General features: G+C 48.2%; 27 protein-coding genes. 14 read left to right on the top strand and 13 right to left on the bottom strand.

Annotated elements, in window-relative coordinates; all coding sequences use genetic code 11:
- Positions 1 to 32 precede the first annotated feature (32 nt).
- From GOB58_RS09880 to GOB58_RS09825, 12 genes are all read right to left on the bottom strand, one after another.
- Positions 33 to 908 (bottom strand): copper chaperone PCu(A)C, encoded by an 876-nt coding sequence (locus GOB58_RS09880; RefSeq protein WP_173560083.1) that lies wholly within the window; start codon positions 906 to 908, stop codon positions 33 to 35.
- Positions 909 to 996: 88 nt separating this feature from the next.
- Positions 997 to 2,040 (bottom strand): EscU/YscU/HrcU family type III secretion system export apparatus switch protein, encoded by a 1,044-nt coding sequence (locus GOB58_RS09875; protein ID WP_173560082.1) that lies wholly within the window; start codon positions 2,038 to 2,040, stop codon positions 997 to 999.
- Positions 2,037 to 2,837, bottom strand: a complete 801-nt coding sequence (gene sctT, locus GOB58_RS09870; RefSeq protein WP_086554836.1) for a type III secretion system export apparatus subunit SctT — start codon at positions 2,835 to 2,837, stop codon at positions 2,037 to 2,039. Before sctT ends, GOB58_RS09875 begins: the two co-directional genes overlap by 4 nt.
- Before the next feature lie 3 nt (positions 2,838 to 2,840).
- A complete protein-coding gene (locus GOB58_RS09865) occupies positions 2,841 to 3,113 on the bottom strand; it encodes an EscS/YscS/HrcS family type III secretion system export apparatus protein (protein WP_086554835.1) in 273 nt (90 codons plus the stop codon).
- 24 nt (positions 3,114 to 3,137) lie between these two features.
- Positions 3,138 to 3,788 carry a type III secretion system export apparatus subunit SctR gene (gene sctR, locus GOB58_RS09860; protein ID WP_086635006.1) on the bottom strand — a complete coding sequence of 217 codons (651 nt, stop codon included), beginning with the start codon at positions 3,786 to 3,788 and terminating at the stop codon, positions 3,138 to 3,140.
- On the bottom strand, positions 3,785 to 4,840 hold the full coding sequence (locus GOB58_RS09855) for a FliM/FliN family flagellar motor switch protein (protein ID WP_173560081.1): 1,056 nt from the start codon (positions 4,838 to 4,840) through the stop codon (positions 3,785 to 3,787). The genes sctR and GOB58_RS09855 overlap by 4 nt, the downstream gene beginning before the upstream one ends.
- Entirely contained in the window at positions 4,837 to 5,385 is a 549-nt protein-coding gene (locus tag GOB58_RS09850) for a hypothetical protein (protein WP_173560080.1), read from the bottom strand. Before GOB58_RS09850 ends, GOB58_RS09855 begins: the two co-directional genes overlap by 4 nt.
- Positions 5,361 to 7,064: a FliI/YscN family ATPase gene (locus tag GOB58_RS09845; protein WP_173560079.1), complete on the bottom strand. Its 1,704-nt coding sequence runs from the start codon at positions 7,062 to 7,064 to the stop codon at positions 5,361 to 5,363. Before GOB58_RS09845 ends, GOB58_RS09850 begins: the two co-directional genes overlap by 25 nt.
- Positions 7,065 to 7,070: 6 nt before the next feature.
- The gene (sctL, locus tag GOB58_RS09840) at positions 7,071 to 7,652 is read right to left on the bottom strand and encodes a type III secretion system stator protein SctL (protein WP_173560078.1); all 582 of its coding nucleotides are present in this window, start codon (positions 7,650 to 7,652) and stop codon (positions 7,071 to 7,073) included.
- The gene (locus GOB58_RS09835; RefSeq protein ID WP_143216370.1) at positions 7,645 to 8,217 is read right to left on the bottom strand and encodes a hypothetical protein; all 573 of its coding nucleotides are present in this window, start codon (positions 8,215 to 8,217) and stop codon (positions 7,645 to 7,647) included. Before GOB58_RS09835 ends, sctL begins: the two co-directional genes overlap by 8 nt.
- A 44-nt stretch (positions 8,218 to 8,261) precedes the next feature.
- Positions 8,262 to 9,014: a type III secretion system inner membrane ring lipoprotein SctJ gene (sctJ, locus tag GOB58_RS09830; protein ID WP_086635012.1), complete on the bottom strand. Its 753-nt coding sequence runs from the start codon at positions 9,012 to 9,014 to the stop codon at positions 8,262 to 8,264.
- A 4-nt stretch (positions 9,015 to 9,018) separates the two neighbouring features.
- On the bottom strand, positions 9,019 to 9,552 hold the full coding sequence (locus GOB58_RS09825; RefSeq protein WP_173560077.1) for a hypothetical protein: 534 nt from the start codon (positions 9,550 to 9,552) through the stop codon (positions 9,019 to 9,021).
- A gap of 146 nt (positions 9,553 to 9,698) precedes the next feature.
- Between GOB58_RS09825 and GOB58_RS09820 the strand changes: the two genes are divergently transcribed.
- The 10 genes from GOB58_RS09820 to GOB58_RS09775 all read left to right on the top strand — a co-directional run bounded on the left by GOB58_RS09820 (position 9,699) and on the right by GOB58_RS09775 (position 18,374).
- Positions 9,699 to 10,319 carry a hypothetical protein gene (locus GOB58_RS09820; RefSeq protein ID WP_173560076.1) on the top strand — a complete coding sequence of 207 codons (621 nt, stop codon included), beginning with the start codon at positions 9,699 to 9,701 and terminating at the stop codon, positions 10,317 to 10,319.
- A gap of 204 nt (positions 10,320 to 10,523) precedes the next feature.
- Positions 10,524 to 11,318, top strand: a complete 795-nt coding sequence (locus GOB58_RS09815; protein WP_086635015.1) for a hypothetical protein — start codon at positions 10,524 to 10,526, stop codon at positions 11,316 to 11,318.
- Between the two features lie 83 nt (positions 11,319 to 11,401).
- Positions 11,402 to 11,590 carry a hypothetical protein gene (locus GOB58_RS09810; protein ID WP_086554824.1) on the top strand — a complete coding sequence of 63 codons (189 nt, stop codon included), beginning with the start codon at positions 11,402 to 11,404 and terminating at the stop codon, positions 11,588 to 11,590.
- A gap of 109 nt (positions 11,591 to 11,699) precedes the next feature.
- The gene (locus tag GOB58_RS09805; protein WP_173560075.1) at positions 11,700 to 12,623 is read left to right on the top strand and encodes a SctD/MshK family protein; all 924 of its coding nucleotides are present in this window, start codon (positions 11,700 to 11,702) and stop codon (positions 12,621 to 12,623) included.
- Between the two features lie 38 nt (positions 12,624 to 12,661).
- The gene (locus GOB58_RS09800) at positions 12,662 to 13,042 is read left to right on the top strand and encodes a hypothetical protein (RefSeq protein WP_173560074.1); all 381 of its coding nucleotides are present in this window, start codon (positions 12,662 to 12,664) and stop codon (positions 13,040 to 13,042) included.
- Between the two features lie 4 nt (positions 13,043 to 13,046).
- The gene (locus GOB58_RS09795) at positions 13,047 to 13,367 is read left to right on the top strand and encodes a tetratricopeptide repeat protein (RefSeq protein WP_173560073.1); all 321 of its coding nucleotides are present in this window, start codon (positions 13,047 to 13,049) and stop codon (positions 13,365 to 13,367) included.
- Entirely contained in the window at positions 13,367 to 15,502 is a 2,136-nt protein-coding gene (gene sctV, locus GOB58_RS09790; RefSeq protein WP_173560072.1) for a type III secretion system export apparatus subunit SctV, read from the top strand. Before GOB58_RS09795 ends, sctV begins: the two co-directional genes overlap by 1 nt.
- Before the next feature lie 31 nt (positions 15,503 to 15,533).
- On the top strand, positions 15,534 to 16,214 hold the full coding sequence (locus GOB58_RS09785) for a response regulator transcription factor (RefSeq protein WP_158092803.1): 681 nt from the start codon (positions 15,534 to 15,536) through the stop codon (positions 16,212 to 16,214).
- 37 nt (positions 16,215 to 16,251) lie between these two features.
- Positions 16,252 to 17,640, top strand: coding sequence for a type II and III secretion system protein family protein (locus GOB58_RS09780; RefSeq protein ID WP_158092802.1), 1,389 nt, complete (start codon positions 16,252 to 16,254; stop codon positions 17,638 to 17,640).
- Positions 17,637 to 18,374 (top strand): CpaD family pilus assembly lipoprotein, encoded by a 738-nt coding sequence (locus GOB58_RS09775; protein WP_173560071.1) that lies wholly within the window; start codon positions 17,637 to 17,639, stop codon positions 18,372 to 18,374. Before GOB58_RS09780 ends, GOB58_RS09775 begins: the two co-directional genes overlap by 4 nt.
- Here GOB58_RS09775 and GOB58_RS09770 read toward each other — a convergent pair.
- A complete protein-coding gene (locus tag GOB58_RS09770) occupies positions 18,332 to 19,192 on the bottom strand; it encodes a tetratricopeptide repeat protein (RefSeq protein WP_173560070.1) in 861 nt (286 codons plus the stop codon). The genes GOB58_RS09775 and GOB58_RS09770 overlap by 43 nt on opposite strands.
- A gap of 201 nt (positions 19,193 to 19,393) precedes the next feature.
- On the opposite strand from GOB58_RS09770, the gene GOB58_RS09765 reads away from it, so the two are divergent.
- From GOB58_RS09765 to GOB58_RS09750, 4 genes are all read left to right on the top strand, one after another.
- Positions 19,394 to 20,461: a cupin-like domain-containing protein gene (locus GOB58_RS09765; RefSeq protein WP_086635020.1), complete on the top strand. Its 1,068-nt coding sequence runs from the start codon at positions 19,394 to 19,396 to the stop codon at positions 20,459 to 20,461.
- A gap of 44 nt (positions 20,462 to 20,505) precedes the next feature.
- Complete coding sequence (locus GOB58_RS09760; protein WP_173560069.1) at positions 20,506 to 20,841, top strand: hypothetical protein; 336 nt, start codon at positions 20,506 to 20,508, stop codon at positions 20,839 to 20,841.
- A 240-nt stretch (positions 20,842 to 21,081) separates the two neighbouring features.
- Positions 21,082 to 21,702 (top strand): hypothetical protein, encoded by a 621-nt coding sequence (locus GOB58_RS09755; protein WP_173560068.1) that lies wholly within the window; start codon positions 21,082 to 21,084, stop codon positions 21,700 to 21,702.
- Between the two features lie 207 nt (positions 21,703 to 21,909).
- A complete protein-coding gene (locus tag GOB58_RS09750) occupies positions 21,910 to 23,259 on the top strand; it encodes an inorganic phosphate transporter (protein WP_173560067.1) in 1,350 nt (449 codons plus the stop codon).
- The last annotated feature ends 9 nt before the right edge of the window (positions 23,260 to 23,268 follow it).

Below are 23,268 nucleotides of genomic sequence, written 5' to 3'. Positions count from 1 at the left end.
TTTTGTCAGAGGTTCAGACGTGAGGTGAGTAGTCAGGCATCTCCAAAATCAGCTGTGTAAGTCTGACTTGTATCTTCAGCCATTGTCATGGGGTTTGAGCCGCTTGCATTACGGTCATCATCGGGGTGAATGTATGAATTCCCTGTTCCCAGTTTAGATTCCATGTATGCGCCGCCGCTTTGCATAGCCTGCGTTGAGCCATCATACCAGCCGGTAATAGTTGCGCGCCCCCCTGCGTCTTTTGTTATGTCAGCAGCAGGTGCATCACTGGCAATGCTTTCGCTGTCGCCAGCTGTTTTGCCTTTGCCGTCAGATATCTTAATTGCAGCGTTACGACCATCAATATAGCTGACATCAACACTGTTAACGCCTTTATTGCTGGCATAAAATTCAAGCCGGCTTGCTGTAGACTGATAGGTGCCAGAGGAGTCAGCTTCAGCAGCATACCCTCCCTGACCATTCTGATATTTTAGTGTGCCACTCTGACCCGGTTTCAGGTCAATTTCAGCAACAGGTGTTGTTGTTGAACCGCCGTTCAGAAATTCACCAATTTTTTCATCATGATCACTGGTATTGGTAATATGTAACGTATTTGCACCACTTCCTGCGCTGGTGCCCGAGGTGTCATCCTGTTCTGATGTATTGTTTAGTGTGGCAGTACCGGTGGTCTCAGATGGTTGTGTGGTGCTTGTTGTCGTTGTTGGGGTTTCTTCAGAAGACCCGGAGGTTGTGCCTGAGGATCCTTTCTCCAGCAGGCTCATAAGTTCCTGAAAAATTTCAGAAAGCTGTGAGCTGGTATTGCTCTCGCTGCTGGTTGGTGATGCTTCTGATGATGAGGACTGCGTATAGGCATGTAGTTCCTGCAGCAGGTTTTGTAATGCAGGGTCTGTTTGTATCGAATTGCTCATGCCGGCCTCATCATAATACTGTGTTACCTGTGGGGATGCAGCTTTTACTGGCGGTTATTTTAAGCTCTGAAGCTGACGTCAGCCTGATTTATGTCGGAAGATTTTGTAAAATACGGGCAACAGGCTGAAAATATGCTGGTGTAATTGTCATGCCAGGTTTGAAATTTTTGGCCAGATCGCGTGTCAGCTCCGCCTCCCATACGAGGGGGATACGACTGTCACGTGCAGCCCGCCGGTAGATTTCAGCCTGCTCCCCGTTCCCCCGGCATACAATTTTAGGCAGCGGTGTATCGGGCGGGTTATAGCGTAGACCAATAGCAGAAGAGTGGTTGCAAAGCATTACTGTGGCGCGACGCGGCCCCATATGTTCTGGCTTACGCCGGGCCAGAATCTGAGCGCGTCTTTGTTGTTTCCTGATGAGTGGGTTACCCTGAGTTTCCTTGTGTTCATTTTTGGTTTCTGTTTTGGTCATACGCATTTCCTGCATAAACAGGTAGCGTTGAATTATAAGGTCGGTGACACCCGCAATCAGATAGAAAATACAGGCGGCTGCGCATAATGGTGTCAGGAGCATAAATAATATTCCTGGCAATCCGGAGGCACCGGCTTCGGGCACTCTCATCAGGCCATTTAGTGAGCTGAGTATGATCAGGGCAAGTGTGCCACCAAAAAAAATGGTTTTCAGCACAGACATTCCCAGATCAATAAAAGTTCTTTTTTTGAAAATATTCTTTAACCCGGAAACAGGGTTAATAGTTTCAGGTTTTGGTATGATCGGATCAAGGGAGAATATAAAACCACCATTTGTGATGAGCTTAATTAAAATACTGCTGATGACAGAAAGAGCCAGTGGAGCAAGCGCATCCTGCAGAAAGAGAGTATAGATAATTTTTGAAAAAACGGCTCTGGCTGAAGTAAAATCCATCAGCACAGAATGGTCGGCCGCATCAAACAGCATTATCATATGCGCAGCAATGGCGTGGTGTCTGATAGCCAGCCAGCAAATCATAATAATTGTTACGACACCAGCCTGCAGGTCGGGTGCTTTGGCGATATGCCCCTTGCGGCGCTCATTCGCCAGTTTTCGGGCCGAGGCAGGAAGGTTTTTTTCTTCGCTGCTGCTTCCGCTCATGGCTGCAACAGTGTGTTCAGAGTGCCCGTTACATGATGTAAGGCAACAAGGTCATGTTTCATATAAACCACCAGCCATGAGCAGTAACCAAAGATCATCAGTGTGAAAGCAAGGTTGCGCAAATTGGGTGCGAGGTCATACAGATGTAGCTTAGGAATGGCCCGCATAAGCAGGATAATAGAAAATTCACAAAGCAGCATGGCCAGCATCACCGGGGCGCCGGTTGTCAGGGTGATGAGCTCCAGCTGATCTAATAATGTCAGGAGCACTGTCGTAGCACCAGGCTGAGGGGACAGGTTCAGAACTGTGGGTGGCCAGAGGCTCTCTGATGAGAGGATGGCACCGGCCACCAGGTTTAGCCCGCCGGATACGACAAAAAGCGTAATAACAGCCATAGCAAGAAAACCTGCCGTGATAGAATCCTGATTTCCACTTGCGGGATCTTCCGACTGGCCTTGTGTGGCACTACGCTGTGTATCCAGCATCTCACCTGCGCATTGTACCCCCCATACAGGCAGACCGAGAATAAACCCGATTATAATACCGATCATCAGCTCTTTTGCACTGAGGAGCCCAAGCATGATCAGAGAGTGCGATGTATCTGTTAATTTTTCGTAGACTGATGGTGTAACAGGTAATCCAAGGGCAAAGGCAATGGCACCACGCACCGGTCCGCCTAACTGCGCGCGCGTAAACACTGGCAGAACAACAGCTACGCCTGCTGGCCGCGACATAGAGATAGCCAGAGCTGATAGCCATGGCATGATATTTTGCATCAGATCAGCAGGCGCTGACATAGGTTAGTACCGTGTCATGGTCGGAAAATCATTCAGAATACGTTCCGTAAATGACAGCAGAGGAGGGAACAGTGTGGAGGCCATAAGCAAAAGGGTGGCGCAGACCGCCACGACTTTAAAAGTAAGAGGCATGGTCTGATCCTGTAGCTGTGTCACAGCCTGCATGAGCCCGACAACCAGCCCGACAATGAGAGCAACTGCCAGAGGCGGCCCTGCAATTGAGGCGAACAGAAAAAGAGCAGATGACAGTTCCTGTGTGAGCGAGGCATCATCCATTTATGAGAGCTCCGTTCAGCATGTTCAGGTATAACTCAGCACCAGGCCATGCAGCAGGCGGGTCCAGCCGCTGGCGAGAACAAAGAGTAATAATTTTAAAGGAACGGAGATCGTATTGGGCTGGACCTGCGAAAGCCCCATAGCAATCAGAATAGTAGTAACGATCAGGTCAATGGTAATAAAGGGCAGATAAATCAGAAAGCCAATTTCAAAAGCGCGTTTAAGTTCACCTGTCAGATAAGCCGGGAGTAAAATTGGCAAAGAGTCATCTGACAGACTATCTCTCATATCCTCAGGCCATAACCGTTTGGTTGCACTTATAAAAAATTTTCGTTCAGGCGCCTGGGTAAAGTGTAGCAGATGGTGTGCTATGGGCTCCTGAATATGATCATAAGCTTCAGCATAGTCTGAAATCGTTTCATATTTCTGATCAGATTCAGCCAGTGATTTATAAATATCGTGCCCCAGAGGCGCAGATATAAAAAGGGTTAACATAAGAGCAATGGCATAAAGTACGATATTGGGCGGTGCCTGCTGAATACCCAGAGCTGTGCGCAGCAGAAAAAGAACAACAGAAATTTTTACAAAAGAGGTGACTGTCAGAACAGCAAGAATGAGAATGCCAAAACCAAGTGTCAGAACCAGTGCTGTAACAAGGTTTGATGAACTGATCATGACGTAATAATCCGGGTTATGCGAACAGCTGCTGACTGTCCGATCGTCACCAGTTCTCCTTCACCTATGCGTCGTCCGTTCGCAATAATAGAGACAGCCCGTTCGTTCAGAGGGCCAATGTCAATGATATGTCCTTCTCCCATTGTTCTGAGCTCAGCAAGTGAGACCGTTATACGCGCCAGTTCAAATGTTAAAGGGATCTGAAGCTGATCAAGAGTGCTTTCACTGATGAGGGAAGAAGGGTCTGTTTCAGGAGAGGGGGGTGTATCAGTCATATCAGTCCTGTTTGCTGTCAGGTTTTGTGTCACAGGTGAAAGGTTGCTGTGAAAAATAATTTTATTATTTACGTAATTAACCGAAGCACTTAGTGCTTCTGCGGCTGTGATGCTCAGGCTGATGCTGTCACCTGGCCCCAGCACCAGGCCAAAACCTGGCGCAAGCATGCTGAGCTGCCCGGGTGTCAGAGCAACGCTGCCAACAGTCAGAGCAAGAGTGACTGGCGGGTCAGGAAAATGCACCGCCAGGGGAGGGGCCAGAGAATGCAGTAAAGGCAGAAAGGCAGTTTCGAAACATAATACGCCTTCAAATAATATGTTCGTGTCAGATGCTGCCTGAAAACCCGTTCTGCAGTTTATATCTGTGTGTCGCAGAGCTTCTGCCGCTGTGGTAATATAAGACAGATGAACAACCTGACCACTCATCTCCTCAAAGCTGTTTAGTGCCTTCTCAAACAGAAGCTCAAGCAGCAGGAGTGCGACCTCTGGCTCTATGCCTGCATGAGGTGAGGGCTCAGCCATGTGTAGCAGTGCAGACATGCTTTCCTTAGAGAGAAGGAAAAATCCTTTATCCTCACCTGTAGAAAATACGAGTGCATACCAGTCATTTTCTGGTGTGACGGGAGGGTTGAATCTGATGGTAAAAGTGGTCTTTCCTGCGGGGATAATAAATGGTTTTCGCCCGAAAAGGCGACTGACTGCGGCATTATAACCGAGTGTATGAGGGTGATATGGTACTGCCGAAGGCAGGGGGTATGTCCGGGCCTCAGTAGTCATGGCTTAAGCTTATTCATTATTAATTTTTTTGTGCGCTCTTTGGTCTGACTGGCACTGTGACGGGCCATAACCAGGTCAGAAAGTTCCTGTTCATCACGGTTGTATCGTGCTTTTTTTTCATTTTCCTGAATTTTCTTTACGAAATCCTGAGCCTGTTTTTCTTTTTGTTCAGCCATCATCAGGTCATGACGTATCTGCGTGGCCATCAGTGTCAGATTTTCAACAACCTTATGGTCTGCCGCAGCTTTCTCCTCCAGACGGATAGCCTGATCAGCCATACGCTGCAGTGTTTCGTGATCCTGACGGAAGTGCTGCCCTTTGAGGATATGCCCTTTATGTTGCTCTGATATGCGGTCTTGTGTTTCAGCCCATGCGTTCTGATGCGACTTCAGCGCGTTAAGAGCCTGTGTGTATGAGGTGACTGCGTGTGTCAGTTCTGAGCTGATTTTCTTAAATAATATACGAGCCTGGTCACTGCGCCGCGTACGTAGCAATGTCAGTTGCCGGGCTGTATAGATTGTCAGCTGTGCAGACGGTTGAGCCATGCCAGCACCTCAGTGAAAGACGTATAGTCATTATGGTCTTGCTGTAAAAAGCTGCGCAGTAAATCGATTTTAGAAATGGCTTCATCTGCCAGAGGGTCTCCTCCCGCTTTGTATTCACCAACCTGTAAAAGAAATTCGATTTCTTTATAACGCGCCCATAAGCTACGTATTTTTGTAGCAGTCTTAATATGTTCTGCACTGGTTACGAGGTTCATAACGCGCGAACGGCTGGAAAGGACGTCGATGGCCGGGTAGTGGCCTGAAGCGGCCAGAGCACGTGAGAGAATGATGTGACCATCAAGAATGCCGCGGGTTTCTTCTGCTATGGGGTCATCTCCGCCATCTTCAACCAGCACCATATAAAAAGCGGTGATTGACCCCTTCACGCCCATACCTGTGCGCTCCATGAGCTGTGGCAGCGCGGCAAAAACGGAGGGAGGAAAACCACGGCGGGCAGGAGGCTCTCCCGCAGCAAGGCCAATTTCGCGTAATGCCCTGGCATAGCGTGTAAGGTTATCAACAAACAAAAGTACTTTCAGTCCCTGGTCACGAAAATACTCTGCGATTGTTGTGGCCGTTTTTGCACAGAGAACCCGCTCAGCCGCAGGTCTGTCAGAGGTGGAAACGATAAGAACCGTTTTTTTCAGACCATCCTCACCAAGGTTATGTTCAATAAATTCACGCACTTCACGGCCACGCTCACCCACCAGGGCGACAACAGCAACATCAGCGCTGCTACCTTTAACAATGGCAGACATCAGGGTTGATTTGCCGGCCCCGGCTTCACCATAAACGCCAATACGCTGCCCTTCACCACAGGTCAGTAACCCGTCAAGAACACGCAATCCTACAGGTAAGGGCCGAGCAACAGACTGACGCTCCATAGCAGGAGGCGGGGGTGCCGAAACAGGGCGGGACGGACCGGGAGGAAGAGCGCCCCGGCCATCAACAGGCTCACCCAATGCATCAAGCACGCGGCCGAGCAGATGTTCTCCAACCGGACAATGGCGCTGCCGGCCTGTTGTGACAACTTCGGTTTCAGCTGAGACGCCATAGATTTCGCCCATGGGGGTCAGGAGCACTTCCCGCCCATCCAGCCCGACAACCTCGGCATCAAGTGACCAGTCATCGTTGTGATTATGTAACCGGCATAAATCGCCGATAGCAACATTGGGCAAAACTGCACGAATAATAGTGCCTGTTGCTCCTGTTACCCGTCCGTGCAGTGGGCGGGTATTCAGGTCTGTTGTCAGAGTGCGCAGGTCCGGCAGCCGTTGTTTTATACGATTAATAATATGGCTGGCTGTACTGGCAGGAGAAGAGGTTGTCGCGGGAAGAGAAGTATCTTTCTGATATAAAAAAGATGCAGTGTTGCTTTTTTTGTTTTCCTGGCTGGTTTCTGCTTCTTCGTGGGGGAGAGGATGCTGAGAGGGGCTGGTATTATACGATTGTTCGGCCTGTGGCTGCGGCGGGGCAGATTGTTTCGTTTCGGCTGGTAGCTTTGCCTGACCTGACTGTTTTTCTAAACTGCCACTAATATTTTTTTTAAATCCGGCCTGTAAGTTTATAAAGTCAGCTTCGAGAGCAGTAGCAAGAGAGCGCACCGGCAGTTGTGCGGGCTCTGTTATATCCGGCTGCGCATTATACAGCTCAGCGGGGGAGAGGGGCAGGTCAGTCATAACGGTTTACCATTTTGTGGTAAGGTAATCGCGCAAAACAGCAATCTGTGCTTTTATCCCCAGCTCTGCCACGCCCAGCTCACTTTCAAGAACGCATCGGCCTGCTGGTAAGTAAGGGTCTGTTTCCAGCTGAATCCCAGGAGGGGGGAGTTCTGCGAGAACAGGTCTTATAAGTTCCGCACAATCGGGTGCCACTCTGAGGGTCGCAAGTGTGCCTTGTCTGATTTTTGTGAGCGTATGACGAATGGCGTGAGGGAGTACAGCACTGATATCCAGCCTGCCAAAAATATCATCCACTACGTCTGCAATGACCGAGGGAAGATTTTGCTCCAGGTCCTGTAAAATTTTTGCCACGGCCTGATCAGCACTCAGCAGGCGCTGCGCCATATCTCCGGCAGCTTTGTCACATCCCTCCTGATAACCGCGCAGGCATTGTTCGTTATAGGCATTTTGCGCGGCAGAGAGTAATGCCCTGGCGTTGCTGATGGCAGCATTGTAAGCAGTAGTTGCATCACACCAGGCGTTCATCTGCTCGGGTAGCAGAATGGTCTGATCCGGCTGAAGGCGGGAAAAAACTTTATCAGACATGACCTGTTATCTCCTGCGCTACATACAGGATAACAGGGTCGAAATGCCCGGCAGCTGCCTGAGGCAGGTTTGTGGCAGGGAGTTTGAGCCTCGCGACGGGGCGATATTCAGCACGTAGTGTCATATGCCAGCGTGCCAGGCAGGAGTGGGCAAAATCCGTAAGAGTGCGTATCAGAACCTGCGGCTCTGTCGGGCTGGTCGATGTGGGGGGTGAGGTAAGAGGCGAGGGAGAGTGCCCGGCAAGCTGCGCGCCAAGCCGTATGGCAGATAAGCGCAGCTCAGCCCCCAGAGCGCTGTCAATCAGTGTGACTGAGTGTTTATCAACGTGTTTTGCAAGTTCACGCCAGTAGGTTAATGCGCTCATACGATAACCTGCCTGCATAATGACATGACTTGTTTGCGACGCCAGTGCCTCGCAGGCTGTCTGTGCAGCGGGAGGCTGTTGAAATGTCTCAGAAGGAAAGAGGTCGCTCAGTTTGCCAGTCAGGCGGGTGCAGGCCTGAAGGCGCAGAATAGTTTCCCGGCGCAGCGCAGGCAGACGCAGTTGTAAATGAGAAGAGTGCATACTCTGTATCATCTGCACAGTGGGTGGCAGAGCCGCAGGCATTGTCATGGTGTCTGACGTGGTGAAACGGTGAGCTGGGAACCTGTGTCAGATGTTTGTTTTTTGCGACGTTGTAACCAGTAATGCACGCCATAACCGCATGGAAACAGCAAGGCAAAAAACCAGCCCAGAAGACCAGGCAGGCTCATTCGGTTTGATATCTGAACCTGAGGCAGGTGTGGCAACGCTTCTGGCAGCAAGATCACAGAAACCCGGTCATAGGCCAGGTCCTGCACTGCATTGGCGACCATGAGCTTAATTTTGGGCAGTAGCCCTGTCATTGAAGTGCCGGCATCATAGCGTATAACGACCGAGGCTGTCGCTGGTTTATCTATACCGGTAACAGGGTCATTCACGGCTGGTGCTATATGCACACGGGCATCAATAACGCCGTCTATATCGTTGAGTGTGTGTCCAAGTTCCTGGCTGATGCCATAATATAGTTTTGCGCGCTCAGCTGTCGGGGTGCTTATCATGCCCTGCTGCTGAAAGATTTTATCCATACTTTCGTAGTCGTTGCGTGGATAATGACTGGCCCGAAGAACAGAGACTGCATCTGCGACCTGACTGCCTGCCACTTCAATGGTTGAGCTGCCATCTTTTGCAATGACCCGGTCAGCAGAGATGCCGTTATGGAGCAGGATGGCAGTCATCTCCATGGCATCACGTTCTGAGAGATGGGTGTACAGCTGTGTCTGACAGCCTGTGAGTGAAAGTAAAATAAGCAGGGCCGGTAGTCTGACCTGAAAGCGGCGCATAATGTCAGCCCCCCTGCGTGAGCAGGCTCTTCAGGGTAGAGGTCATATTTTGTGAAGAGACAGTAATAATATGTGTTTCAAACTCAGCGTTTGAAAACGCCATCTGCCTGCTCAGTGCCTCATTATACATCGCAATTCCCTCCTGCTCGACCTTTTCGAAGATCTTTGAATGATCTCCGCCCGGTGCTTTTTCGGTGGCAGAGGTGAGAGATGAGAGAGGTGTTTCCGAAGCGTAAGGTGAGGATTTTGACGATGAAGAAAGGCTAAGCTGTTTACCATCAGGCAACATTTCAGGAGCCAGAGAATCAAGATGGGTAAAAGAGCTGTTTATTTTCCCCAGCCCGCTCAGAAAATGCTCGCGGAGTGTATCTGCCGGAGTAACAGAACCGGTAAAGAATGATGTCTGCTCAGGTGTTATTTCAGTAAAAGCAAGCTGCTGGACGCCATGTGCGCCCCCTCCCTGAGATATATCATCTGAAACCTGATTCAGTGCTGGTGACGCAAGAGATGTTGCATCTAATCCTGCAAGTCCTGTCATACGTATTGCTCCGGAGACAGCATTTCTCTTCTGCACACAATAATTTTTTAACAACTAAACCTGACCTGAACCTGACCTGATATTATAGTGCTTGAAAGAGGGCTTAATGATTGTCGTGTACTTTTTTTGAGGTATATAGTGCAGCGATGAAGCAGAAATTTAAGTCGCGTATGATGAGGCTGATGACACTGCGTAAAGGGTGGAAAAATCCATCGTTTCTTTCTGGTTTTTTGGCTCTGATAGCAGTCATAACTGTTGAGACAACAGCCCGGGCAGAGGTGATGCCGTTACCAGATCAGGGGCGGTATACTGTGCTTCATCAGACATTATCTGAGGCGATTACTCAGTTTTGCGGAGATGTGGACTTAAGGGTTATTATCGACCCCTCAGTTGAAGGGAATGTCCGTTCAGGGTTTACAGCGGCAACGCCGATGGCATTTCTTGATGCCCTGACTGCCGAATACCACCTGGACTGGTATTACGATGGTAATACATTATACATCACGCCTGCTTCAGAAGCGTCCAGTCATATATTTTCACTGGATGGTGTGCCCTATGCACGGCTGAGACGGGCTATTGATGCCAAAAAAATGTTAGAACCACATTATTCTGTTCATGAAGATAGTAATGGTGATGCTGTTACGGCCTTCGGGCCACCGCGTATGCTTGAGCGTATTGATCAGACCATTCAGTTATTAAAAACCAGGGCGGCTCATCAGACAGTGACTATTTTTCGTGGTGGAGCAGTGCAGCAGGTGCCTCAGTAATAAATGACAGTTTGATGAAACCGCACCGTTTTTGTCAAAAATCAACTCATCTCAAAACTGCGTCAGGTTCTGGTCAGAATAGTCAATTACTTCCAGCTTATGGCCGATCCACGTAGCGTTTTTTAAAAACGTTGCCGGGTAAAGATCGGACCTGAGAGCAGGTTAGCCCTGTTCTCTGGTGTTTCAGTCTCTGGGTCGGAAAGTATGGTGACGACGATGGATGCGACAAGTGGCGTAAGTAGTTATTCAGACGGGAGTACGACGTCTGACCAGGACCTGAGCGCTGATACTGCTCAGCAAATGGCGCAGGCTCTTTCTCAGTTACTTGAATTAATGGAAAAGCAGGCCGAAACTCAGGATTCTGCTAATTCAACAGCTGTGGGTGATACCGGGCTTTCTGTTACAGGTAATCTTGATCAGGATATGACCACGCTTAAAAAGCTGGTCGATGGAACAGGCACAAACGGCAACACGCTGCAGGAATATGCACGGGCTGTTGCGTCTGAAGCCAGCAATCAGAGCGACGGTATTGATTCTTCCGTTGCGACAAATATTGCTAACAGCCTCTCTGATGGTACTTACGAGCAGGGCGGCAGCAGCAATGCCATCGCTGCGGCCATTCAGGGAAAAAGCGTTGATGCAATAACAAACAACGTAAATTCTATTGCGAGTGGTCTTGAGTCCGGTCAGTCAGGGGCGGATGAAGTCAATAACTTTAATGCACTGGCAACCGAAGCCTCAAACGCAGGCAATACACAGCTCGCACAAACGGCTAAAAACCTTGCGAGTGAAGCTGAATCAGGTTCGTTTAACAGCTCTTCCGCTGTCAAAGACCTTGAAGCCGCAATAGGTGAAAGTTCAGACACCAGCACTTCAGCTGCCTCTTCAGCATCTTCCGATAGCAGCACGCAGGAAATGGAAGGGGTCGCAGAGGAAATGGCGGCTATGATTTCCCAGCTTATGTCAGAAATGAAATCAGGTGGTTCATCTTCTTCGTAAGAAAATCTCTGATGTTCAAAGAGGTATCAGTAACACACTGATATTTTTCACTTAGTTTTTTTTATTGTCCAATGGAGTTTAGAATGAGCGGTTCAATTTCTTCTAATACAGATTCTACAATGAGCCAGGTTATGCAGGAATCTGAAGCTATGGAAGATCAAAACCTGCAGGAGCAGGAAAAAATGTCTGAAATTTCTAACGCTCAGACGTTTGCTAACGACTTTGCTCAGACAATGGAAAGCAATGCCAAGTCTTCCTTCACGAAAGACTGATCTGCACTAAGCAGAAAATGGTCTGCAAGGGGGAATATTTCTGCCTGGCAGACCATTTTTGCATCTGACGAGGGGTTGCCGTAAAGTTATGAATGCAGAAAATTCTTTTATGTTACAGGTGCATAATGGCTTGCATGCTGAAGCAAAAATGATTTCTGCCAGTGGTGCTCCGGTGGTGATTGGCTCCGGCCCTGAAGCCGGTATGGCCTTGCTTGATGAGGGCATTGTTGCCCGGCATGTGTCTGTAGAGCGTATCGGGCCTGATATTTTTTCAGTCACAGCTCTCAGTTCAGATGTCTTTGTTGATGATGCACCGCTGGCGGTGCATGAAAAAAGAGAGGTCAGAGCACCTGCGGGGCTGAGGGTTGCAGGTGTAACAATTGCACTGTGCTCCAGGCAGAATGTTGGTGATGTTTCTACTCTGTCTGCGCAGTTTTCTGAGGTTTCAGAAAAAAACAGATCGACAAAAAAGCTCAATCCGGTTGTGTTAATTGCCGGTGGGGGTGCCGTGGTTCTGGGAATTTTTTTGTGTCAGGCAGCATTACACCCTGACGCGATGGGTAAAGAGAAGCCGTTTGTGCCACCAGCCAGCCAGAGCGCTGATAATGTCGGGACCGGATCTTTGGTCAAAGAGGCCACGTTAAGCGATGCGGCCCTGGGACAAAAGATTGTAAGTGCCATTGCCCGCGAGCGCCTGTCAGCTCTTAAAGTCAGTGCTGAGTCAGGTGTTGTGACTGTTGAGGGCACTCTGCCGGCGCAGGATATGGCAAAATTTCATACAATAGAAAAATGGTTCGATTCTGCTTTTGGCACGCAGTATGTCTGGATTTCTAAGGTTACTGTCGGGTCAGGCAGTCCGCCACCCGACCTGCCTGTGCAGGCGGTATGGACCGGGAAGAACCCCAATATCGTTGTGCATGCCCAGCGTTATAAAGCCGGATCAGAAATTGTAACAGGATTGTCTCTTTTAGAAATCAGATCTCATCGCATAGTTATGAGTAAAGGTTCGCAAATCATTAACGTTCGTTACTGATCTGCGAGTCTGAGGTGCGATAGCGATATGAGGTCTATGTGTTTCAAAGGATTGATGGCGGAGGCTCTGTCAGGCTCGATCGTGCTTTGCAGGATGTATCTGTGCAAAGTGATGATCCTTTACTGAAAACAGAGGTTGCGTCAGTTCAGGAAGCGCTTTTTGCTGAGGATGAAATAACCGACAGCATAGACCCGCCGAGTGTTATTAACGCTGTTTTTACGCATATTATGCCGCATATTTGTAACCCCGCTGTGCTGATGCCTGCGCAGAGGCAGCTTCTTTTGCGGCGTCTGGAAGCACGGATATCTTCGCATGCTAATACGGCACCGGTTGTGCCTGGCGGTCTTGATACATTACGCCATGAAATCGCCAGTCTCGACAGGTTACTTCATGCTTCCAGCAATATAATTGGCGGATAATGTGATGGAGCGCGATCAGCGCGATCTTCTGGTCTCTCTGGCTTATCTGTATATTTGCTGTGGTCGTAACTGGCGGGCTTTGCCAATGCTGCTGCTGGTAATTTCTCAGCAGCCTGATGATTGCGAAAGCCTGCGTATGCTGGCGCATGTTTATACAATGATCAGACGGGGCGAGCTGGCTCTCGCCGTTCTTGACCGTCTTGAAGAGATCAGGCCCGTTTCTGATAATGCTCATACTCTGTTGCGGGCACGTGCGTTGCATCAGCTTGGGCGCCTGGAGGAGGCCCGTGCGGCTTTTGCCTGTTATACGCAGGCTCTGCGCTGATGAAGGCGCTGACACCTTTTTTCCGTGTTATGAGCCAGCGTCAGGATCTGGCTCTTGTTCTGGTTCTTATGCTGACTATCGGCATGCTGATCATGCCATTGCCAGCGGCTCTGGCCGATATACTTATTGGCTGCAATTTGAGCTTATCTGTTCTGCTGCTGATGGTTGCAGTATATCTGCGCTCCCCCCTCGATCTGACGGCCTTGCCTGGTATTATTCTGATCTCTACAGTTTTTCGCCTGGCTCTTGAGGTCACGGTGACCCGCCTTATTCTCACGACTGCTGATGCCGGTACGATTGTCGAAACTTTTGGCGAGTTTGTTATCGGGGGGAATATTGTTGTTGGTCTGGTCATTTTTGCAATTGTAACGACTGTTCAGTTTATCGTTGTTACAAAAGGTACTGAACGTGTAGCCGAGGTTGGTGCACGTTTTACGCTTGATGCCATGCCAGGTAAACAGATGAGCATTGACAGCGATCTGCGCTCTGGTGACATCGATGCTATTGAGGCAAGGCGAAGGCGAGCCGAATTATCGAGTGAAAGCGCGTTACATGGCGCAATGGATGGTGCGCTAAAATTTGTAAAAGGCGATGCTATTGCAGGGTTAATTATTATTATTGTGAACCTTGTGGGGGGTATTAGCATTGGTATTGCACAGCGTGGCCTGTCTGCCAGTGAAGCCATGCACACATATACGCTGCTGACTGTTGGTGACGCGCTTATTTCTCAGATTCCGGCCTTGCTGTTGTCAATTACTGCGGCAATTGTTGTTACCCGTGTCGGGGGGCATGGTCTTGACCTCGGGCGTGATATGGCAGGCCAGCTGACATCGCATAAAGGCGCGCTGCGCGTGGCATCATGTATATTGCTGGCAATGGGGCTCATCCCTGGTTTTCCTAAATCTGTATTTTTTGTTCTGGCATTACTCTTTTTTTGCGGCAGTCGTCCTGACTGGAAAGCTATTTTTGATAAGCTGACACGACGAAAATCTGTAGATGAAGCTGAGCTTGCTGATGGAATTTTTCCTGAAATATCCGTTCCTGATGGGCAATTAAAGCCCGGTGAGCAGTTTACGTCATTGCTGGCTATTACCCTGACTCCGGGGATGGCCGCTGTGTGTGATCGCTCTCGTCTTGAGCGCTTTCTGGCCCGAGCTGGTTCTGACATTGAAAAAGAGTTTGGTTTCAGTTGTCCTGCTCCATGCGTGCGCACTGCTGGTCATACGGATGATTTACGGTTTTCAATTGATCTCGAAGATGTCCCGATTGAAGAGCATGAAATGTATCGCAATGCATTTGTGCTGTATGATGATCCTGTGCATCTTGATCTCGCCGGAATTGAAGGGGTGGAGGGAAAGCCTCTTTTAACGTCCGGGCCTTCAGTATGGGTTGCTATGGCGGAAGAAGGACGTCTCAGAGCAGCAGGTATCGGGTTTTATGATTATGTCGGGGTTATAGTTTTTCGCTTCCGTGCGGCCATGCGCCGGCATGCTGGCCGTTTCGTCGGCTTACAGGAAACCAGACATATTATCCAGCGCGTGGAAAAAGAGTATGGAGACCTGACGCGTGAGGTTCTGAAAATTGTGCCGGTGCAGCGTCTTGCAGAAATATTGCGCCGCCTTGTGGAAGAAGATGTTTCATTACGCAATATGCGCCTGATACTTGAAACACTTGTGATGTGGGGCGAGAAAGAGAGCAAAGCGCCGTTACTGACAGAGCATGTACGCCAGGCTTTATCGCGTCAGATATGTCATCGTTATGCCTCTGCACAAAAGGCTATTGCTGCTGTTGTTATGACGCATGAAGCAGATGAAATCATTCGTAAATCTGTTCGTGAGGCACCTTCAGGAGCATTTCTTGCGCTGGAGGCAGATGCCTCACAAAACCTGCTTGATGCAGTGCGTGACTGCCTTAATGCAGCCCAGGGTAACATGGGTGGAGACACTGAAATTACAAAACCAGTTGTGGTGTGTTCAGTGGATACACGTCGGTTTGTCAGAGGGTTTCTGATGCGTAACGGCTTCGATAACGCCGTACTTTCTTATCAGGATCTGGCTGAAGAATTTCCGGTTCATCCTGTTGGTTCTGTCGGGATGGGCTTTTTTGGAAATGACAAGGCTATTGCAGGAAAATAGCCCGGGTAAAAGGACGAGGCAGGAGAAGATCATGAGACTGATGATCATGTCACCCGATCAGAGCTTTGCAAACAGTCTGGCAAAGCACTTACATCATGCTGGTTTTGGTACAGATATTTTTATTATGTTTGAAGATGCCAGCTATGCTCTGACACAGGGGCATTATGATGCCGTTATTTTTGACCCCCGCGTGTATGATGGTGATTATAAAACGTGGTGGCGAGACAGGAAAACTATCAGGGGTGCTGCTGAGGACACTTTTCTTCTGCTGATTACAGACACACCTGAAGAGCGAATTATTGCCCTTGAGTCAGGAGCGGATGACAGCGTAACGCGCGAAGTTACACCACGTGAGGTTATTGCCCGTATTCGTGCCGTTTTACGTCGCTCTCGTGTGCAGACCAATGATTATCATAAATTTAGTGATGTCACGCTTTGTCCGTTCACGCGTGAAGTGTCAGTGGGTGGCCTGGCTTTGCAGCTTCAGAAACGCGAAACGTTTATTCTTGAAGCTCTTATGCGTCGTCGGGGGCGTGTGGTGCCACGTGCCGGGCTTGAACACGATGTATATGGTGCACTGGCAGAATATTGCCCCAATTCTTTAGAAGTACGTGTCAGCCGTATCCGCAGGCAGCTGGCTAAAGCTGGCTCGCATGTGAAAATTGAAGTCGTGCGGGGCGTTGGTTACCGGCTGGCTGCAGAGTGTGGTTAGCAATAAAATGTTTTTAAAAAAAATCTGGCATATTCGCATGGCAATCAGGCCTGTCAGGCTTTTATGCACTGCTTCAGCGACTATGCTGGCACTTAGTTCTTCTCTCAGTGCCCGGCAGGTTCAGGGCATTCATAATATGACGCTGACAGTCGGCGGCGGGCAGCTCATCTCTCTGCCCGGACAGGTGGCAAATGTTATGATTGCTGATCCGGCAATTATGGACGTACAGTATACCGATAATAACAACCTCTTTATTTTTGGTAAAAAGCCCGGTCATACCACCTTTATTGTGCTTGATCAGAGTGGCCGGAAAATGATTTCGGGTGACGTAACAGTCACTTTTAATATGGATGCTATGCATCAGGCTATTCAGGCTGAAGGCGGGCAGAATATCCAGGTAGAAAATTCACCTCAGGGTGTTGTTCTGTCCGGTCGGGTGCCAGATGCACGGGCAGCAGCGCATCTGACCGCACTTGCGCGTCAGTATGCGGGCCCGGGAGAGCAGATTATAAACCGGCTGACCATAAGCCAGGCTGTGCAGGTTAACCTGCAGGTCAGAGTAGCCGAAGTACAGCGTAAGGTATCGCAGGACCTTGGGTTTAACTGGACAACCGTTTTTAACGGTGTGGGGTCTTTTGCTATCGGAGCGGCTACCGGTGGTCTGAGCGAATTGCCCAGTGCCATTAAAACTGTATCAAGTGCAACAAATACACTATCAGGCAGTTATACTAACGGGAGCTCATCAGTAACTGGTACCCTCGACGCTATGGCGACGGAAGGTCTGGCAACAATGCTGGCGGAGCCTAATCTGACAACAATGTCGGGCGAAACCGCAAAATTTTTGTCCGGCGGGCAGTTCCCTGTTCCGGTGCCTCAGGGCCTTGGTTCGGTTGGCATTACATATAAAAATTATGGAGTAAGTGTAAACTTTACACCGACGGTTCTGTCTGACGGTACTATAAGCATGCACGTAGCACCTGAAGTCAGCACGGTGTCGATGGAAGCTGTTGATGGGGCGTATTCCCTCTCCGGCGGGAGCGGGAATATCGTGCCGGCAATTCGTACAAACAGGGCCGATACCACTATACAGCTTGCCTCCGGTCAGAGTTTTGCCATTGGTGGCCTGATTTCTAATGATGCGAGTAATACAATTTCGAAAGTGCCCGGGCTGGGTGATATTCCTGTGTTGGGAGCGTTGTTCCGTTCTACGTCTTTTCAACGCAATGAAAGTGAGCTGCTGATTGTTGTAACAGCTTATATTGTGCATCCATCTGATCATGTACCTGTGTTGCCGACTGATTATATCAGGCCAGCATCAGCTTTTGAGGCGCTTTTGCTACATCGTACTGCCAGTGCCACGCATGGTGATATTGATGCCCTGCGCGCACCGCATCTGCAGGGTGCAGGAGGGTTTCTGTATCAATGAAAAAATACATCTTACTGACTCTGCTTCCGTTTTTTGTCGCTGGTTGTGATATGCACTGGGCACGTCAGGGTAATAAACCGCCGCCATTACTCGTGGGAGAGAATGACATCAGCATATCGCTGTCAGAGGAGGGGGCTTATCAGGCAGTGGCGCAGGCACTGGCAAAAATAAATGACCCGCAAAAACTGCATGTGACACTTAGCAGCGTGAATAAACAGCAGGCTGAAACAATAAGGCATATGTTAACCCATGCAGGTGTTAATGCTGCCCGGATTTATTATGTGGATTCACCGGCAGATATGCTGGTGATGAGACGTTACCTCGTCGCGCGGCCTGACTGCCGCCTGGCAGTTCATAAAAGCTGGACAGGAGATGTCTCGAACAGCTTGTCTGCTACCGGATCATGTGTGCAGGCCAGTGCACTGGCTGAAGAAATTGATAATCCGGGAGATCTGGTTCAGCCGGCGCATCTACAACCTGCTAACGGGGCAAGATTTGGCCGGGTTGTTGAATTGTGGGAGCAGGGGGCAGATAAAAATAACCAGCAGCAGCCTGTATCGCAGACAGGTTCAGGTTCAGTTTCTGGTGCTTCTGGTTCAGCCGGCGGGAGTGATAGCAGTCTGACACCTGCAAGCCAGACGACGCCGGCTGAGACCACGACAACAACACCGCTTGCGGCCAGAACAGCAGGTCAGTCTGATAACACAGATGATGATGCAGACTCTGTTCCCTGAGATGCGTGGAGAAACGAATAAAAACGCATATTTTGTCGCGTCTCTTCGCTGTTAAGGGCAGCACCCTGTGCGGCCTGGCGCGCATCAGTGAGGTTACCTTCAAGCGCATAAACAATAGCGAGGTTTCCATCAATGGTGGCGAGTGAGCTGGCGGGGGCTCCTGTTTCTACAGCTTCCGTGCGCAAGGCCAGAAGTGCTTTACGGGCTGTTTCGTTCTGTCCGTCCAGCGCTTCAGAGAGAGCGAGGTTATTACGTGCTGCAATATTATGCGGGTCAATTTTTAAAGCCGTAAGGTAGGCCTGCTGTGCTCCTGGTGAATCTCCTGACAGTTCATAGGCGACGCCGAGTGCAACACGAAGAGGTGCTGAGTCAGGGTGTTGTTCTATCAGAGGGTGTAGAGCTGCAATGGCTTCCTGAGAGCGGTGCGCTGTATTGAGCAGGCGGGCAAGGAAAAGTGTAAGCTGTATTTTGTTATGATCAGATGAATAGTTTTCAGCTTTATGAATAGCATTGATTGCTTCTTCTGCATGACCATTATGCATAAGAGCATTGGCATAAGCTATGACATAGTCAGCATTATCAGGGCGTAGTTGCATCGCGTGGCCGTAAAATACGGCAGCCGCAGCCCAGTCACCACGGGTTTCAGCACTGGTGCCTATTCTCATCATAGCGTCTGGGTTATGAGCAGTCTTTTGTTGTCGGGCTGCATCTGAAAGGTTGTGTGAATTATTTGTGACGCACCCGGCAAGGAGCGTTGCCGCAAAAATTGCAATGACCACTCTGGATAAAGCTGTGAGTGGCAAAGAGGACAGCGGCATGTAGAAACCTTTATTATGACACATAACAGAGCGCTGAGAAAATCAGGCGGATTTTATAATACCAATATTAAAAGTATTTTCTTAATATAGATTTTTTAAGATTATGTTACACGTCAGGTCCGGGTCAGCTTTCTGTGACATAGCCAAGCCGTTGCGGTGAAACCGTGACAGCGATTTATGGTGTGTTAACAGGTGAGTGGAATGAATCTGACGTCTGCCGAAAAACATTCATCGCGACCAGAGCAGAGAGTACAAACACAGGTTCTTTCCCGCTCTGTTCAGGTCTGGATCGCCGAAAGCCTGGCAAAGGGCTATACGGCCGGGCAGATAAGAACAATTCTTATCAATGGTAATACACCTGGTGAGCTTGCTGATCGTGAGATAGCACAGGCAGAAAACAGTCCGTACACATATGCAGCGCGGCGTTGTATGGTAGTGGCCAGAAAGCGTGAATCATTGCTGAAAACGCTTGACTTTTATCATCGTATGAACAGCGATTATTTTCGCCTTAAAAAAGAAACTCTGCCTGCCTATAAAACATTTATTCAGAATTTTTTGTCGATAAATCGTGCCGGTTTGTTTAGCGGAAGCTTTGACCACTGGGCAGCCCGCCACTGGACACCTCAGTCGTTACTTGAGCTTGTCGGGGCTGGCACAAAAATACAGGTGCAGGCAGGCCGAACAGGTGAAAGTGCATATGAAGAGAAAGGTGAGAAGCTTAAGCGTTTCATTCCTTTTGAAGAGCTCATTTCTGCTATGCTTCATGGCAGGGGGAATGACCTTTATCTGACGGCTAATAACTTTTTTCTCGATCAGTCGCCATTCGCAGCATTGCGAGAGCAGATTGGTAATATAGGGGATTCATACCTTAATAGTGAATATTTAGCGAAATCTGTGTTTTTATGGATGGGGCCTGAAGGCATCGTAACGGGGATGCATCAGGACCTGAATCATATTCTGTTTTGTCAGATTTACGGTCGTAAAAGATTTCGCCTCTACCCGGCAACTCAGGTCCCTTATATGTGTAATGACAGGTGGATTTTCAGCCCGGTAGACCCGACGCAGAACATCCCTGAGCAACATGCAGAGTTCAGAAATGCTGCGGCAATCGATATTACTGTTGAGCCGGGCGACATGCTTTATATTCCGGCAGGCTGGTGGCATCACGTAACAGGTGAGACAGCAAGTATCAGCATAAGTCTTACAAATTTACGCGGGATGCCTAATCATTTTATTGATTATCCACCTGACTACTCCAGTATCATCTGAATTTAATAATAAATTCAGTGGTTTTTAAATAAAGGTGATGAAAAATGGTAGCTCTTTATACATCTTCAGCGCAGGGCAGTGCGTTATCACAGCCTTCTTCAGGTAACACTGAAAATCTCTCAGATTCTAAACTGGAAGCTGTGTTTACAGAGCTTTTAAATGAGCTGACTGGTTCTGACGGCGCTAAAAATAATCCACATATAAAAACGATTACTGTGATGCAGAATTCTAAACCATCAGAAAATTCTGAAACATCTGCATTACATACCACGTCAGATATAAGAGTTATTACAGTCGTGAATCACCGGCCAGAGAGTACTGTTTCTACATCTGATACTTTGCCAGAAACCAGATTAATTACTGTTGTTAATCATTTATAATTTTAAAAACATCATGTTATTTACCGGCGTGTTGTATTTTAGGTTAGGTTTTTAACAAAGGTATATATCGGGTTTTTATTTCTGATATGTTCATAGTTTTAGAAAATTCGACATTTTGAAATCAGGATAAGGACAGCTTTGCCTTTTAAAAAAGATGAGCAAAGCCAGGGATTATTCTGGATGCCTTATGGTTCTGAAGTATTGATGCGCACGGTAATGGCAGTAGAGGGGTATAAATAAATGGTACGTATTTCTTCTAGGGAAACAGGTGCTTCCGAGATAGCCAGCGAAAATAGAGATGCTGATAATGAAATTACGGATGCTTCTGTAAATAACAAAAATAGTGAAGAATTTTCTGATCATTTGACACCATCTAACGGAAATTCAGCGTCGAATGAAAATGCGGAACAATCTGGTGTGGTGGAGGAGCCGTCTCAGGAAGAAAATTTAGCGTCGAATGAAAATACGGAACAATCTGCTTCTGGTTCAGTGAAAAATCAGCAAGAGCTTGCAGGGCGTGATGAAGGTCTGGTATCGGATGCTACAACCGAATCTTCTGCTGTAAAACCTGGTGATTTTAAAGGGTTTAAAACAAAAAATGAAGATAAAATAATGAATATTTTAAAAAAACAGCCAGGAGAAAGCATTAAAGACTATGGTGACCGCCTTGACAAATCTCTTAAGCCGCTGACACTTGCGCTGGGGGTTTTGAGTTCGGGTGTAGGTTTAACAAGTATGGTTATGAGCGTTGAAAATCATGAAGAATCAGAAAAGAAAGATGATACATCTTCTTCTTCAGAAAATTCAGATTCTGATACACTTCCGTATATCAGTAAAGCTCCGGACCTGAACCAGGTGTAGAATATAACTGATTAAAAACGATATAAATTTTTAATAAATTTAACGGGCAGATTAAAATTTTAATCTGCCCGCATTGTATAATTATCATGTAAAAATTTTTCATAAGAATTTTATGAATATATTAAGAAATTATAAATAATGATCTGTTAATAATATGATTAATGACGGATATAGACAGGAAATCATTTTTCTGAATCCGGAGTGCTCATGTTGCAATTAGCTCCATCATCAACGGCATCTGTTGTTGCCCTGATAATTTGTTTTGTCCTTGTTTGTGTCTTTGAATTTGCTAATGGATTTCATGATACAGCTAACGCAGTTGCGACTGTTATTTACACACGATCTCTAAAACCGCGTACTGCTGTTATTTGGTCTGGGTTAATGAATCTGGTCGGTGTGCTGCTGGGTGGCATTTCTGTTGCTTACGCCCTTGTAGAGCTGCTCCCGCCCGATGTGCTGACCCCGCCTAATGGTAATCCGGCAGTACCAATGCTTGCAGCATTGTTTGGTACTGCGCTGGCATGGAACCTGCTGACCTGGTGGCTGGGTATTCCCAATTCTTCATCTCATTGCACAATCGGTGCTTTGATCGGTGTAGCTATTGGTGATTCGTTTTTGCATGCCCGTGATCTGGGACATTCGGTTGACTGGAGCCAGATCTGGAAAGTACTGCGTGCCCTGGCTGTTTCGCCTGTTTTAGGGTTTATTCTCGCAGGAATTCTGTATCTCCTCATCCGTGCCTCTGTAAAACTTCCAGCATTATTCACTCCGCCTGATCAGGATGATAAACCGCATCCAGTTGTGCGTTGTCTTTTAATTTTAACTTGTACTTCAGTTAGTTTTTCACATGGCAGCAATGATGGTCAGAAAAGTATCGGTTTAATTATGCTGACAATTATAGGTTTGTTGCCGGCATCATTTGCTATGAATCCTGGCCATCCTATCAATCGTTCTGAGCTGGCTGGCATTGCTATTGAGGCTCGCCCGCTTATTGCTCAGTATGATCGCTTTAATTTTCGTCAGGATGCGCTTGAATCAGTTGAACGTCTGAGTAATCCATCCGTTCCTGTTACAGCGTCAGTAGTGAGGGGGGATGTGTATCAGATCCTTTCAGGCGTTCAGGATGTCAGCGCAAACTCCGCGGCGTCAGGTGCTGAACGGATACAGGCTAAAAAATTAGCCAGTCGTTTACGCCCCAGTGTAGAGTATGCACCGATGTGGGTACGTATTCTTAGCGCACTGTGCCTGGGCATAGGTACAATGGTGGGCTATCGTCGTATTGTTAAAACCCTGGGGGAGGGGATTGGAAAGCAACATCTGACACCCGCACAGGGAGCGGCTTCTGAGCTGGTTGGCGCAGGGTTAATTGCCACAGCTGGTTATACAGGACTTCCCGTTTCCACTACACATATCATTACTTCTGGCGTTGCGGGAACAATGGTTGCAGCAGGAAGTGGTATTAATGCGCGAACCCTGAGTAAAATTGCACTCGCCTGGCTTACGACGTTACCTGTTACGATAGTTGTGTCTGCCTGTTTGTTTTATATCATGGCCTGAAACGTAAAA

It is taken from the genome of Acetobacter thailandicus (assembly GCF_011516655.1).
GTDB lineage: Bacteria > Pseudomonadota > Alphaproteobacteria > Acetobacterales > Acetobacteraceae > Acetobacter > Acetobacter thailandicus.
Note: the sequence above shows the minus strand (reverse complement) of the source record. Positions and strands in the feature narration are given on the sequence as shown.